General features: G+C 71.2%; 12 protein-coding genes. 6 read left to right on the top strand and 6 right to left on the bottom strand.

The window, feature by feature from the left end:
* Positions 1 to 62 precede the first annotated feature (62 nt).
* From ACIRQH_RS28255 to ACIRQH_RS28245, 3 genes are all read right to left on the bottom strand, one after another.
* The gene (locus ACIRQH_RS28255; protein WP_358816610.1) at positions 63 to 527 is read right to left on the bottom strand and encodes a hypothetical protein; all 465 of its coding nucleotides are present in this window, start codon (positions 525 to 527) and stop codon (positions 63 to 65) included.
* A complete protein-coding gene (locus tag ACIRQH_RS28250) occupies positions 514 to 1,500 on the bottom strand; it encodes a serine/threonine-protein kinase (RefSeq protein WP_388869519.1) in 987 nt (328 codons plus the stop codon). Before ACIRQH_RS28250 ends, ACIRQH_RS28255 begins: the two co-directional genes overlap by 14 nt.
* A gap of 221 nt (positions 1,501 to 1,721) precedes the next feature.
* Positions 1,722 to 3,560, bottom strand: a complete 1,839-nt coding sequence (locus ACIRQH_RS28245) for a phosphoenolpyruvate carboxykinase (GTP) (RefSeq protein WP_358816608.1) — start codon at positions 3,558 to 3,560, stop codon at positions 1,722 to 1,724.
* Positions 3,561 to 3,885: 325 nt separating this feature from the next.
* Here ACIRQH_RS28245 and ACIRQH_RS28240 point away from each other — a divergent pair, with 325 nt between their 5' ends.
* The 3 genes from ACIRQH_RS28240 (at position 3,886) to ACIRQH_RS28230 (ending at position 6,303) form a co-directional block, all read left to right on the top strand.
* Positions 3,886 to 4,599: a hemolysin III family protein gene (locus tag ACIRQH_RS28240; protein WP_388869515.1), complete on the top strand. Its 714-nt coding sequence runs from the start codon at positions 3,886 to 3,888 to the stop codon at positions 4,597 to 4,599.
* Positions 4,600 to 4,901: 302 nt separating this feature from the next.
* Entirely contained in the window at positions 4,902 to 5,573 is a 672-nt protein-coding gene (locus ACIRQH_RS28235; RefSeq protein ID WP_388869512.1) for a TetR/AcrR family transcriptional regulator, read from the top strand.
* Between the two features lie 4 nt (positions 5,574 to 5,577).
* Positions 5,578 to 6,303, top strand: coding sequence for a Mut7-C RNAse domain-containing protein (locus ACIRQH_RS28230; protein WP_388869509.1), 726 nt, complete (start codon positions 5,578 to 5,580; stop codon positions 6,301 to 6,303).
* Positions 6,304 to 6,418: 115 nt separating this feature from the next.
* Here ACIRQH_RS28230 and ACIRQH_RS28225 read toward each other — a convergent pair whose 3' ends face one another.
* A complete protein-coding gene (locus tag ACIRQH_RS28225) occupies positions 6,419 to 8,458 on the bottom strand; it encodes a thioredoxin domain-containing protein (protein WP_388869506.1) in 2,040 nt (679 codons plus the stop codon).
* 196 nt (positions 8,459 to 8,654) lie between these two features.
* Between ACIRQH_RS28225 and ACIRQH_RS28220 the strand changes: the two genes are divergently transcribed.
* Positions 8,655 to 11,858, top strand: coding sequence for a tetratricopeptide repeat protein (locus ACIRQH_RS28220; protein WP_388869503.1), 3,204 nt, complete (start codon positions 8,655 to 8,657; stop codon positions 11,856 to 11,858).
* A gap of 95 nt (positions 11,859 to 11,953) precedes the next feature.
* On the opposite strand, the gene ACIRQH_RS28215 is transcribed toward ACIRQH_RS28220, so the two are convergent.
* Both ACIRQH_RS28215 and mca read right to left on the bottom strand, forming a co-directional pair.
* Positions 11,954 to 12,241, bottom strand: a complete 288-nt coding sequence (locus tag ACIRQH_RS28215) for a hypothetical protein (protein WP_388869501.1) — start codon at positions 12,239 to 12,241, stop codon at positions 11,954 to 11,956.
* A 1-nt stretch (position 12,242) separates the two neighbouring features.
* Positions 12,243 to 13,124: a mycothiol conjugate amidase Mca gene (gene mca, locus ACIRQH_RS28210; RefSeq protein WP_388929625.1), complete on the bottom strand. Its 882-nt coding sequence runs from the start codon at positions 13,122 to 13,124 to the stop codon at positions 12,243 to 12,245.
* Positions 13,125 to 13,275: 151 nt separating this feature from the next.
* Between mca and ACIRQH_RS28205 the strand changes: the two genes are divergently transcribed.
* Both ACIRQH_RS28205 and greA read left to right on the top strand, forming a co-directional pair.
* Positions 13,276 to 13,677 (top strand): DUF4307 domain-containing protein, encoded by a 402-nt coding sequence (locus ACIRQH_RS28205; RefSeq protein ID WP_358816600.1) that lies wholly within the window; start codon positions 13,276 to 13,278, stop codon positions 13,675 to 13,677.
* Between the two features lie 210 nt (positions 13,678 to 13,887).
* Entirely contained in the window at positions 13,888 to 14,385 is a 498-nt protein-coding gene (gene greA / locus ACIRQH_RS28200; RefSeq protein WP_358816599.1) for a transcription elongation factor GreA, read from the top strand.
* The last annotated feature ends 16 nt before the right edge of the window (positions 14,386 to 14,401 follow it).

Below are 14,401 nucleotides of genomic sequence, written 5' to 3'. Positions count from 1 at the left end.
CTCATAGTGGCGGTAACCGGCCGTCGGCCGAAAGGGTTTGGGGAATCCGGCGGAATTCACTTCTACAACGCGAACACCTGGTGGCACCGGGTGAACATCTGCCTCGCCCGTTCCACCCAGTCATTGGCCAGAGCATCGAAATCCGCTTGCGTCATCCGGCAGGTCAGCGGAAGGTCGCACACTCCCGCGAGGCACGGGCGGGGTCCGCGGACGTCCCACACGGACAGCATGGGATTCAGTTGTTCGGTGTTCCAGGCATTCGACGCGGCGGCGGCGACGGCGAGTTGGTCCTGGCGCAGATAATGCCCGTCGGTCGCGAAAGCGACCAGAAGTCTCTTGGTCGTCATGAAGCGCACGGTCACCATTCGGCCCGTCTCCGACAGATCGAACCGCATGGACACGGAATCGGGATCGGCCACGGTGTGGAATTTCCTCCCGGCCACCCAGTTCCGCGTCAACTGCCGCCAGTGCGTGCCGATTTCCAGGACCTCCTGGCCGCTGCCGGAAAGGGAGTCAGGCGCCGGCACGGCCCACCGCCCCGGCGACCATCGCGTCGGTCAGACCGGCGTCCAGCAGCGCCTGGGCGTGCAGCAGCAGGCAGGAGGGCACGGACGCCGTGCCGCTCTCCTGACGGCGCTTCGCGAGGTCCCTGGTACGCACCTTGATGCTGTGGGCCACCGCGGGCGGCGGCCAGGCGGCCGGCCGGTGTTCCGGTTCGAGCAGTCCGGCGAGCAGGCCGTCGAGAGGGATCCGGTCCTCGGGCCGCTTGGCCAGGCATCGCGCGATCAGGTCCCGCAACGCCGCCGGGACGCCGTCCAGTTCGGGTTCGGCGAGGGCGACCCGGTAGCGCACCGCCTCGCCGCTGCCGTGCGGGGGCCGGCCGGTGAGGGCGTACACGAGGACCCCGCCGAGGGAGAAGACGTCGCTCGGCGGGCCGACCGGGGCCCCCTTGATCTGTTCCGGCGACATGAAGGGCGGGGTGCCGACGACGACGCCGACCTGGGTGAGTCCGGGGGCGCCGTCCACCCGGGAGATCCCGAAGTCGATGACGCGCGGGCCGTCGGAGGCGAGGAGCACGTTGGCCGGTTTCAGGTCACGGTGCACGACGTGGGCCGCGTGGATCGCCTGAAGGGCCTCGACCAGCCCCGCGCCGAGGCGTCGTACCTGCGGTTCGGGCAGCGGTCCGTCGGCGCGGACGGCCTCGTCGAGCGAGGGCCCGGGCACGTACAGCGTGGCGAGCCAGGGCAGTTCGGCCTCGGTGTCGGCGTCGACGACGGCGGCGGTGTAGGCGCCGCTGACCACGCGTGCCGCCGCGACCTCGCGGGCGAACCGCTCCCGGAACTCGCGCTCGGCGGCGAACTCGGGCCGCACCACCTTGACGGCGACCTCGCGCCCCGCGGGCGAACGGCCGAGATACACCCATCCCATGCCGCCGGAGCCGAGCCGCCCCACGATGCGGTACGGGCCGATCCTCAGGGGGTCACTGACCGGTGTGCGCACCCCGCCCACCTCATTTCGGGGTTCACTGCTCGATGTCAGGAGTGTCCCCCGAAATCCGCGCTTTTTCAGCCGATCCGGCACGGGCGGGGCGCCGGGGACGAAAGAGGCCGGGGCCCCGCACAGTGGTGTGCGGGGCCCCGGCGAGGTGCTGTCACCGCGGCCGGTCCGGACGCCGTCGCGGGTCGGGGCGACGGGACCGGGCGCGGAGCGGCGGACGGGCGTCAGCCCAGGCGCTGCACCAGCGCGCGGTACTCGTCCCACAGCTCTGTCGGAGTGTGCTCGCCGAAGGTGTTGAGGTGCTCGGGGACCAGCGCGGCCTCCTCGCGCCAGACCTCCTTGTCGACCGTGAGCAGGAAGTCGAGGTCGGAGTCGGCCAGTCCGAGCCCGTCCGTGTCGAGGGACTCCCGGGTCGGCAGGACGCCGATCGGGGTCTCGACGCCCTCGGCCTTGCCGTCGAGACGCTCGACGATCCATTTCAGGACACGGCTGTTCTCGCCGAAGCCGGGCCACACGAACTTGCCCGCGTCGTTCTTGCGGAACCAGTTCACGTAGTAGATCTTCGGGAGCTTCGCCGGGTCCTTGTCCTTGGCGACATCGACCCAGTGGCCCATGTAGTCGCCCATGTTGTAGCCGCAGAACGGCAGCATGGCGAACGGGTCGCGGCGCAGCTCGCCGACCTTGCCCTCGGCGGCGGCGGTCTTCTCGGAGGCGACGTTCGCGCCGAGGAAGACACCGTGGTTCCAGTCGAAGGACTCCGTCACCAGCGGCACTGCCGTGGCGCGGCGGCCGCCGAAGAGGATCGCCGAGATCGGCACGCCCTTCGGGTCCTCCCACTCGGGTGCGATGATCGGGCACTGCGAGGCGGGCACCGTGAAGCGGGCGTTGGGGTGTGCGGCGGGCGAACCGGACTCGGGTGTCCAGTCGTTGCCCTTCCAGTCGGTCAGGTGGGCCGGAGTCTCCTCCGTCATGCCCTCCCACCAGATGTCGTCGTCGTCGGTGAGCGCCACGTTGGTGAAGACGGAGTTGCCCCACAGGGTCTTCATCGCGTTGGCGTTGGTGTGCTCACCGGTGCCGGGCGCGACGCCGAAGAAGCCGGCCTCGGGGTTGATGGCGTACAGCAGGCCGTCCTCGCCGAAGCGCATCCAGGCGATGTCGTCACCGATGGTCTCGACGGTCCAGCCCGAGACGGTGGGCTCCAGCATCGCGAGGTTCGTCTTGCCGCAGGCGCTCGGGAAGGCGGCGGCGACGTACTTCGACTCGCCCTGCGGGGGCGTCAGTTTGAGGATGAGCATGTGCTCGGCGAGCCAGCCCTCGTCACGCGCCATCACGGACGCGATGCGCAGGGCGTAGCACTTCTTGCCGAGCAGGGCGTTGCCGCCGTAGCCCGATCCGTACGACCAGATCTCGCGGGTCTCGGGGAAGTGCGAGATGTACTTCGTGGAGTTGCACGGCCACGGCACGTCCGCCTCGCCCTCGGCGAGCGGCGCTCCGAGCGTGTGCACAGCACGCACGAAGAAGCCGTCGGTACCGAGTTCGTCCAGGACGGGCTGTCCCATGCGGGTCATGGTGCGCATGGAGACGGCGACGTAGGCGGAGTCGGTGATCTCCACGCCGATCGCGGAGAGGTCCGAGCCGAGGGGACCCATGCAGAACGGGACGACGTACATCGTCCGGCCCTTCATGGAGCCGCGGAAGATGCCCTGGTCTCCCGCGGAACCGCTTCCTTCCCCGGTGAAGACGGCCCGCATCTCGGCGGGGGCCTTCCAGTGGTTCGTCGGGCCCGCGTCCTGCTCCTTCTCGGAACAGATGAAGGTCCTGTCCTCGACCCGGGCGACATCGGTCGGGTCGGAGGCCGCGTAGTACGAGTTGGGGCGCTTGATCGGGTCGAGCTTCTTGAAGGTGCCCTTGCGGACGAGCTCCTCGCTCAGTCGCTCGTACTCGGCCTCGGATCCGTCGCACCAGACCACGTTGTCCGGCTGGGTCAGTTCGGCGATCTCGTTGACCCACGAGATCAGTTCTTTGTGGTTGGTCGGGACGGGAGCCGCGATGTCGCGCGCCACGATTGCTCCTAAATGAGGGTTTTTGTTGTTGTGCCCCGTGGGGGCTGCGACCCGGATGCTTCACGGTGGTTGACCCTTTGGCGCTCATCCGGTGCCGACCGCACTCATTTGATCATCCGACTGAACCGCCCATATGTCCAGAGGGCCTCACACCTGAGCGGAGTGAGCATCGCCACTCGCCGGAGGGTTTCCCCCCGCTTGCTTCGGGTTCACCGCGAGTACCCCCGCGCCGTCCGGCCAGCCGCGTGAGACCATGGCCACTGTCGGGTGGTTCCTTATGCCGGACTGACGCGTAACTTACGGTTCCGTAGGTACGATTCGGACCATGACTGCGTCCGTCCCCGAAGCGCCCACGGACTCACCGGCCGCCGGCCCCGCGTCTGTCGCGCACACCCTGTCGGAAGAGATCAAGCCCAAGCTCCGCGGCTGGCTGCACCTCGGCATGTTTCCGGCCGCCCTCATCGCCGGACTGATCCTCACCGCGCTGGCGGACTCACCTCGCGGCCGCGTCGCGTGCGGGATCTTCGCCCTGACGGCCTGCCTGCTGTTCGGCGTGAGCGCCCTCTACCACCGCGGCGACTGGAGCCCGCGCATGGACGGCGTCCTGCGCAGACTCGACCACGCGAACATCTTCCTGATCATCGCGGGCACCTACACCCCGCTCACCATGCTGCTGCTCCCGGACGCCAAGGGGAAGTGGCTCCTGTGGAGCATCTGGGCCGCCGCGGCGGCCGGCATCGCCTTCCGGGTGTTCTGGGTCGGCGCCCCGCGCTGGCTCTACACCCCCTGCTACATCGCGATGGGCTGGGCGGCCGTCTTCTTCCTCCCGGACTTCATGCGCACCGGCGGCATCGCCGTCCTCGTCCTGGTCGTCGTGGGCGGCCTGCTCTACAGCGCGGGCGGGGTCATCTACGGGATCAAGCGCCCCAACCCGTCACCGCGCTACTTCGGGTTCCACGAGGTCTTCCACTCGCTGACCCTCGCGGCGTTCGTCGTGCACTACGTCGGCATCTCCCTGGTGGCCTACCAGCACGGATGACCCCTCCCGGGCGTCGCCGGCACCCCCGGACCCCCTTCACCTCCAGTGGCCGCGGCTTTCGAGCCGCGGCCACTGCGCGTTCTCCGGACGGACGGCGAGCCCCGATCGGCCGGGGCGCAATGGATTGACAGTCACCACCTTTTAAAAGTCACTTTCATTAGACGGTGGCGATCAGCGATCACAGGCGACGGCACCCCCCGGCGCGACCACGCCGCTGACGGCCCCAGGCGCCCGGCGCCCTGGTCGCGGGCACGCTCGTGCGAGGACACCACCACGGCTCCGACCCCGGCGGATGCCGGACAATGAGGACCATGGCCGCCACCGCACCGAGTTCCACTCCCGCCGCGGAGCCCCAGCCGGGGCTCCGCGAACGGAAGAAGATCAAGACCCGCATCGCGATCCGCGAGGCGACGTACCGGCTCATCGAGGCGCAGGGGTACGACGCGACGACCATCGAGCAGATCGCGGAAGCGGCCGAGGTCTCCCCCTCCACCGTGTTCCGGTACTTCCCCACCAAGGAGGACATCGTCCTCACCGAGGAGTACGACCCCCTGCTGGAACAGGAACTGCGGGAGCGCCCGGCCGACGAACCCTGGTTCGACTCCCTGCGCCACGTGCTCGGCAAGGCCATCGGCCTCGGTGCGTCGGAGGATCCCGAGGTCTCCCGGCTGCGGACACGGCTGATGGCCGAGGTCCCCGCGGTGCGGTCCCGGATGATGGAGAGCGCCTCGGTCACCGGGCGACTGCTCAGCCGCGCCGTCGCGGAACGCGTCGGCCGGGACCCGGACAGCCTGGAGGTCCGCGTCTTCGCCATGTCACTGATCGGCGGACTGATGGAGACCTCCCTGTACTGGGCCGAGACCGGCCACCGGGAGGACTTCGCCGGCCTCGTCGACCGGACCGTCAGCGTCCTGGAGCACGGCCTGCCGCCGGGAAACCCGGAGGCCCCGGGCGCGCCCCGCATGTCATCCTGACCGCGTGAACGGACCGGAGATCCACATCGAATTCGCCCCCGAACTGGGGCTGTTCGTCCCGCACGCCCGCCGCACGGGAGCCACCCCCGCCGCCACCGACGGCTCCTCCACCCTCGGCCACGTCGTCGAGTCGCTCGGCGTCCCGCTCACCGAGGTCGGCAGCCTGGTCGTGAACGGCAGGGACGTGCCGTTCTCGCACATCCCGGCAACCGGCGAGTCGGTACGGGTGTGCCCGGTCGAGCGACCGCAGCACGTCCCCGGGGCGCCGCTGCGCTTCCTCCTCGACGTCCACCTCGGGACCCTGGCCCGCCGGCTGCGGCTCCTCGGCGTCGACGCGGCCTACGAGTCCACCGACATCGGAGACCCCGCCCTCGCCGCACGGTCGGCGGCCGAACGACGCGTCCTGCTCAGCCGCGACCGCGGACTGCTGCGCCGCCGAGAACTGTGGGCGGGCGGCTTCGTCTACAGCACCCAGCCCGACGACCAACTCCGCGACGTACTGGGCCGGTTCGCGCCCGAGCTGAAACCGTGGACCCGCTGCACCGCGTGCAACGGCCCGCTCGCACGAGCCACCAAGGAACAGGTCGCCGAACAACTTCGGAGCGGCACCGAGCGGTCCTACGACGTGTTCGCCCAGTGCGGGGAGTGCGGGCGCGCCTACTGGAAGGGCGCGCACCACGACCGGCTGGAGACCGTCGTGGAACGCGCCCTCGCGGAGTTCGGCAACTGACACCCCCGACGTCGGCCCCTCGGCGGACCGCGCCGACAGCGCGAGTCCGGGAACCGACGGCCCGCACCCCGGCTCCTCGGCAGACCGTGCCGGTGCGGGGTTCGAGGCCCGCCCCTCAGGCGTTCGGGCTGATCAGGGTCGCGCGCAGTTCCTCGGGGTCGGTCGTCGGGGCGTCGCACACGAAGTGACGGCAGACGTACGCGGCGGGCCTGCCGTCCACCAGGGGCCGCCCGGCGAGCAGCGGCAGTTCGTCGCTCTCCGGTGCCCCGGTCGCCACCACCGCACCCGGCGCGGTACCCAGGAGTGCCGTACGGCGCAGCGCCGTCGTGGCGGGATCGCCGGCCTCACCGACGACCGCGACCTCCCGGGGACCGTCGAGCAGCGCCTCGGCGACCGCGAGACCCCAGCCGATGAAGCGGGGCGCCCGCGGACCCAGCGCCTTCACCACGCCCAACGCCCGCTCGGCCGCCGCGCGATGGGGCTCGGCGCCGGTCTGCGCGGCGTACGACAGCAGTGCGCCGGCCGCCGCGCTCCACCCGGAGGGCGTCGCGTTGTCGGTGGGGTCCTGCGGGCGGCGGATCAACTGCTCGGCGTCCGCCGCCGTGTCGTACAGGGCGCCCGACTCCGCGTCCGTGAACTGTGCGAGGACGTGGTCGAGCAGGAATCCGGCGAACTCCAGCCAGACTCCCTCCCCGGTCACGGACGCCAGCGCGAGGAAGCCCTCGGCCACGTCCGCGTAGTCCTCCAGCACCCCGGCGTTCGAACCGACCCGACCGTCCTTGCTGGTCCGGGCGAGCCGCGCGTGGTCGTCCATGTGGAGGCGTACGAGGAGGTCGGCGGCGCCGATCGCGGCCTCCACCAGGTCGGGGCGGTCGAAGTAGGCGCCGGTCTCGGCGAGGGCGGCCACCGCGAGGCCGTTCCAGGCCGCGACCACCTTGTCGTCCCGCCCCGGAGCCGGCCGCCCGGCCCGCGCGGCGAGCAGCCGCTCCCGCAGCGAGGTCACCTTCTCCGCGTCGACGACGCCTTCCCGCTGAGGCAGTTGGAGAACCGAGGCGCCTTCCTCGAAGGTGCCCTCCTCGGTGACTCCGAAGTGCCGGGCGGCGAGTTCGGCGTCCGCGTCCCCGAGCACCTCGCGCAGTTGCGCGGGCGTCCACACGTAGTACGCGCCCTCGACGTGCCGCCCACTGCCGTCGTCACTGTCGGCGTCCAGCGCCGAGGCGAACCCGCCCTCTCCGGTGCGCAGTTCACGCACCAGGAAGTCAGCGGTCTCCAGGGCGACCCGCCGGGCGAGTTCCGACCCGGTGGCCCGCCAGAGGTGGGCGTAGACGCGGCAGAGGAGCGCGTTGTCGTAGAGCATCTTCTCGAAGTGTGGGACCACCCAGTCACGGTCGACGGAGTAGCGGGCGAAACCACCGCCGAGCTGGTCGTAGAGGCCGCCGCGGGCCATCCGTTCGCACGTGTCGACGGCCATCTGGAGCGCCCCCTCGGAGCCGGTCCGCGCGTTGTGGCGCAGCAGGAACTCGATCACCATGGACGGCGGGAACTTGGGCGCCCCGCCGAAGCCGCCGCGCGTGGCGTCGTACTCCCGGGTGAGGCCGAGCAGCGCGCCGGCCAGGTCCTCCTCGCCGGGCACACTGCTGTCGCCGAAGTTCATCTCCCGCTCGGCGAGATCGCGGGTGATCTTCCCGGCGACCTCCGCGACCTCGTCGCGCCGCTCGGCCCAGGCGCCGGACACGCCCTCGAGGACCTGCCGGAAGGAGGCCATGCCGTGGCGGGGCTCGGGCGGGAAATAGGTGCCGAAGTAGAACGGCTCGGCGTCCGGGGTGAGGAAGACCGTCATGGGCCAGCCGCCCTGCCCGGTCGCCGCCTGCACGGCCTCCATGTAGACGGCGTCGACGTCGGGCCGCTCCTCCCGGTCGACCTTGACGCTCACGAAGTGCTCGTTCAGGTAGGCGGCGGTCGCCTCGTCCTCGAAGGACTCGTGGGCCATGACGTGGCACCAGTGACAACTGCTGTACCCGACGCTCAGCAGGACGGGCCGGCTGGTCCGGCGTGCCTCCTCGAAGGCCTCGGCCGACCAGGGCCACCAGTCGACGGGGTTGTCGGCGTGCTGGAGCAGGTAGGGGGACGTCTCATGGGCCAGTCGGTTCGGCATGCTTCCATCCTGCCTGACCCGTCCCCGCCCGTCGCGGGACCGCCTGCGGTCCCCACCCGGCCGCGCCACCCGAACCGCCCGACGCCGGTCGGCCGGGGCCACGTCCGCCGAGCGGTGATCGTCGGCCCTCTCGCGCTCAGGTCGCTCCCGAAGGACACTCATAGGCCAAGGAGTTGCTGCCGGAGGGGGACGTGACATGCGGGAGAGCCACCGGGCGGAGGCCGAGCGCCTGTTGGCCAGGGCCGTCGAGGAGGAGGTGCGCCGCTCGGGAGGGCGTGTCGACGGCGGGGTGCTGCTGTCGCGGGCGCGGGCCGCGCTCGACACGATGGCGGAGACGGCCGCGGAGGAGTACGAGACGTACACACGGGCCCTGGACGAGGCGGCGGCGGGACAGCAGACGTTCGGGCAGCGTTACGCCCGCGAGGGATCCGGAACTCCACTGCTGGTGGCCGCCGTTGGCGCGGTGGCGGCAGTCGTCGCCGACCTGGCGCTCGGTACCGGCGCGGGCACGGCCGTCGGCACCGGGGCGACGGTGGCGGTGGCGGGCGCGGCCGCGACCGTCCTCAAGGTGACGGCCACGCACGTGCCGGCCGCGAGCCGCCGGGCCGGGGCGCTGGGCCAGCCCGGCGGCCCCGCACAGCTGCGGCTCCAGTGGCTGACCGCCCTGGAGGTACGGGGTATCCGGCCGTTCCTCGACCAGCAGCGGGTGCTCAACGCGTCGACCGGAGCGAAGAAGGGCGCACCCCAGTTGCGGCGCACCGACAAGAGCGCCGCGGCCCGCAGACGCAGCGTCCTGGAGCAGTCGTTCGGTCAACTCCCCGAGTCGGAGGGCCCGTTCGCCGGGCGCCGGACCGAGCTGTCCCGGGTCACGCAGTGGGTGCAGGCGGCCCGGGCGAGCACGGAGACGAAGCCGACGGTCGTCGTGCTGCACGGCGCGCCCGGCTCCGGGCGCAGCACGCTCGCGATCCGTGCGGCGCACACCCTCAAGGACCAGTTCCGCGGCGCGTGCGTGGTGGACCTGCGGGGCGACAGCCCGGACGACCCGCCACTCACCACCCGCGACGCGCTGCTCCACCTGCTGAACCGGCTGGGCGCGCCGCGCGAACAGCTTCTGTTCCGTGAGCGTTCCTCGCAGGACCAGCAGGTCAGGCGGCTGAGCGAGCTGTACCACCAGCATCTGACGGGTCTGCCGGTGACGATCGTGCTGGACGACGCGAGCGACGCCGAGCAGGTGCGCACCCTCGTGCCGGAGCGTTCGGAGAGTCTCGTCCTGGTCACCGCGCGCAAGCCGCTCGACCTGCCCGCCGACCTTCCCGCCTGGGTGCACCAGCTGCCCGTCGAGGCCCTGGACGCGGCGGGCGCGGAGGAACTGCTCACCGCGTCGGCGCAGGACAGGTCCGGCCCGTACGACGCCGAATCGACAGACGAGGTACGGGAGTTGTGCGGTGGGCTGCCGCTGGCGCTACGCGTGGCGGGATCGTCGCTCGGTCCGCGTACCGCTCGCCGGCTCGCCACCGATCTGGCGGCGTACGGGCCGGTGGAGCCCGTGGAGCGAGTGCTGTGGCTGCGGTACACGGACCAGTCGGACATGGGCCGTCGGCTGCTGCGCCGGCTGGCGCTGGCCGGCCGGGCCTCGCTCGGTGCCGCGGCGGCGGCCTCGCTCCTCGCGACCGACGAACCCGAGGCGACCCGGCATCTGACCGCCCTGTCGCAGGCGGGTCTGATCGACCACGTGCGGGGCAGCCGCTACCGCCTGCACGACCTCGTCCGGGCCTTCGCCGCCGCGCGCCTCCACGACGAGGAGGAGGCGGCGGAGCGCACGGCGGCGCAGGAGCGCCTGATCGTGAACTACGCGGAGCTGGCCGACTCGGTGATCCGCCTGGTCGACGGGAAGACGTCGACGCGCGCCGACCAGTTCGGGCCGCACGGCTTCACCTCGCTGGACGCCGCGCTGCGCTGGCTGGACGACGAGTCGAGCTTCATCACGGCGGCCCTGCGGCACGCGGAGGGCGTGAACCAGGCCGCGGTCCTGAATCTGCTGGGCGCCCTGTGCGACTACTGCCTGCTGCGCGGCGACCTGTACCGCCTCGGCGAGATCAGCGAGCTGACGCAGGCCGTCGACCAGGGGCTGCTGGTGAGGTCGGTGCAGTGGCGCACCGGTATCGCGGCCCGTCAGCTGGGTGAGCTGGACAAGGCGCGGACCACGCTGGCGTCGGTGGTGGACCTGTACTTCGAGGCGCACCACGACGCGGGTGCGGCGCGGGCGTTGTGCTCCCTCGGCATCACGCTGCACCACCAGGGCAATCTGACCGAGGCGGCGGCCAAGCTCCAGGAGGCCATGGACCTGCAGGCGTCCCCCGAGCTGGCGGCCGACCGGGCCTGGACGATGCACGCGCTGGCGGCGGTGGAGCGCGACAGGTCCCGGCTCGCCCAGGCGCTGGACCTGCTCACCGAGGCGCTGGTGCTGCACCGGGCGAGCGGTTCGGTGCACGGCGAGGCGTGGGCGCACTTCCAGCTGGGGCAGCTCGGGCTGCGCATGGGCGATGTGCCGCGCGCCGACCGGGAGCTGCGTGAGGCGCTCGATCTGTACGGTCGTACGCGCGATGCCCGTGGTGAGGCCTGGGCGCTGACCCAGCTGGCCCGGGCCCGGCTCGTGGAGGGCGATCCGTCGTCCGCGGTCGACGGGTTGCGCCAGGCGGCGTCCCGGCACCGGGAGAACGAGGACGCGCGCGGCGAGGCGTGGACGGTCTACTACCTGGGCCAGGCTCTGGAGGAGACCGGCAATCTCGACCAGGCGGTTCGCGAGCTGGAGCGTTCGCGGACGATGTTCTCCCGGATGCGGGATGTGTACGGGCTGGCGTGCGCCCGTCACCATTCGGCCCGGGTGACCCGCGACCAGCGGGCCGCGCAGACGGGTTCGCTGCGCAACTCCGGCTTCGCCCGCCAGCTCCTGGTGGACGCCCGGGCGGACTTCCAGCGCATCGGGGTGGCGCACGGCGAGGCCTGGACGTGTCTGGAGCTCGCCGTCGTCGACGCGGGAAACGGCCGTGCCCAGCAGGCCATGGCGCTGTGCGACGAGGCCGTCGGCCTGTTCGCTTCGTACGGCGACCACCGCGGCGAGGACTGGGCGCGCTTCCTGCGCAGCACCCTGCTCCCGTATGCGGCGCCGGGTGGTTACGAGGTGGGGGCGGCGGTGGCCCAGGAGGAGCTGGCGCAGCTTTCGCGGACCGGGCATTCGACGCGGGACGGGAAGCTGGACGACTGCATCGAGGCCTACCAGCTCCTGCTGGAGCGGGGTGTGGATCTGGACGCCGGCTGGCAGGCGTGGCGTCTGGGCATGGTTCCGGGCCGCCATGCCCGGGACGTGATGGGCGTGGCGATGGGGGCGGGCCGGGGCTGAGGAGGTGCCGCGCCGGGCGGACCGCTCATGCCAGCAGGCCGCTCATGTCGGCAGGCCGCCCGGGCCCCGCTGTGCGGGACCCGGGGAAGCCGTGTTCAGCCCTTGGCGGGTGCGGCTCCGCCGGAGCCGGAGCCCGCGGTGCCGGTGCCGGTGGCCGCCGGGGCGGAGGCGTTCCGGTCGGCGGTGCCGGAGTCCGCCGTGCTGTCGGCGTCCTCGGGGAAGGTGACCTTGCCCATGTGGCGGTTCATGGACTTCATCAGGCCCCAGACGGCCAGGGCCATCACCGCGAAGACGATGAAGCCGAGGACGCCGGGGGTGACCTTGTTCTCGTCGACCTCCTTGGCGAGGGGGACGAGGTGCGTCAGTGCCAGGCTTGCGCTCATGTCAGGCATTGTCGCGGATGCCCGCAAAGAGATCGTCCTCGGGGAGGGATGTATCGACGAGGGACTTCGCCAGCTCGTACTCCTCGGTCGGCCAGACCTCCCGCTGGAGGTCCATGGGGACCTTGAACCAGCCGCCGTCCGGGTCGATCTGGGTGGCGTGCGCGATGAGCGCCTTGTCCCGGATCTCGAAGAAGTCCGCGCAGGGAACGTGCGTGGTCAGCGTGCGCTCGGTGCGCTCGAACTCGCTCCAGCGCTTCAGCCAGTCCCCGTACGGCGACTCCATGCCCCGGTCGAGGAGCGCGTGGTGCAGGGCCTCGGTGCGGGGGCGGTTGAAGCCCTGGTTGTAGTAGAGCTTCTGCGGCCGGAAGGCCGGGCCGAACTCCGTCTCGGGGTACTTCTCGGTGTCCGCCGCGCCCTCGAACGCCACCATCGTGATCTTGTGGGTCATGATGTGGTCGGGGTGCGGGTACCCGCCGTTCTCGTCGTAGGTGGTGATCACCTGCGGGCGGAACGAGCGGATCTGCCGGACGAGCTCGCCGGCCGCCTTGTCGACGTCCTCCAGGGCGAAGCAGCCCTCGGGGAGCGGCGGCAGCGGGTCGCCCTCGGGCAGGCCCGAGTCGACGAAGCCGAGCCACTCCTGCTTGACGCCGAGGATCTCGCGGGCCTCGTCCATCTCCTTCTTGCGTACCTCGTGGATGTGCTCCTCGATGTACGCGTCACCCTGCAGCTTGGGGTTGAGGATGGAGCCGCGCTCCCCGCCCGTGCAGGTCACGACCAGCACGTCCACCCCCTCGGACACGTACTTCGCCATGGTGGCCGCGCCCTTGCTCGACTCGTCGTCGGGGTGGGCGTGCACGGCCATCAGTCGCAGCTGGTCAGTCAAGACTCAATCCTCGGTCGGTCGGCTGTCGCCTGGGTACGTCGGCTGTCGGCGCCCGGCGTGAATCAGCGCGATGGGCGGCTTCTATAGTGACGGAATCGGGGGGCGAATAATTCCGGGGCCCCCGTTCGGGGGCCCGGCCGAGAGGACGATCATGACCACGGCGAGCACGCGGCTGCCCGAGGGCCGGTACGGCCGCTCCGCGGACGAGCGCGCGGACCGCAGGCTCAAGGCCGTCGGGGGTGTCCTCGGTGTCGTCCTGATCGCTCTGATCGGCTGGTTCGGCTACGACTACATCGGCGGCACCAGGATCAGCGCCCAGGTGATCGCCTTCAAGGCCGTCTCGGACACCGCGGTCGAGGCGCACCTGGAGGTGCACAAGGACGCCGGTACGAGCGGCTACTGCACCGTGCGGTCGCAGGACGCCGACGGGGTCGAGGTGGGCCGCGCGGACTTCCGTTTCGACCGGGCCGCGTCCCGCGTCGACAAGGTCGTCACACTGCGTACGACGGGCCGGGGCACCACGGCGGAGCTCCTCGGCTGCCACAGCGGCTGAGCGGTCCCCGCCCGCGGGGCGGGGGCGGCACGTGCGCGCCCCGCTATCACTGTCGGTATCCGACGCTGACCTGCGTTGACGTAATTCTGATGTCTTATGTCCTCCCCTCCGAGCCACTGAATTGTTAGGCTCGTGGTTTCGCCCACCCGTGAAAGCACATTCTTCTGGGTAGGGCGATGCTTTGTATCCCAGTACCTACGAGGAGCACCAGTGACCCAGACCAGCGAGAACGTCACCTGGCTGACCCAGGAGGCGTACAACCAGCTGAAGGCCGAGCTGGATCACCTGTCTGGTCCCGCGCGCACGGAGATCGCCGGCAAGATCGCGGCCGCGCGCGAGGAGGGCGACCTGCGCGAGAACGGCGGGTACCACGCGGCCAAGGAAGAGCAGGGCAAGCAGGAGCTCCGTGTGCGCCAGCTGACCCAGCTCCTGGAGAACGCCAAGGTCGGCGAGGCTCCCGCGGCGGACGGCGCGGTCGCACCGGGCATGGTCGTCACCATCGCCTTCGACGGCGACGAGGACGACACCCTGGACTTCCTGCTCGCCTCCCGCGAGTACGCGAGCTCCGACATCGAGACCTTCTCCCCGCAGTCCCCGCTGGGCTCCGGCGTGAGTGGCAAGAAGGTCGGCGAGAACGCCCAGTACGAGCTGCCGAACGGCAAGCTCGCCAAGGTGAAGATCCTCAAGGCCGTGCCGTACCAGGGCTGAGCCCCAGGACCAGCGA

It is taken from the genome of Streptomyces sp. NPDC102279, from assembly GCF_044766365.1.
Taxonomy (GTDB): domain Bacteria; phylum Actinomycetota; class Actinomycetes; order Streptomycetales; family Streptomycetaceae; genus Streptomyces.
This window is presented reverse-complemented; position numbering and strand designations above follow the sequence as displayed.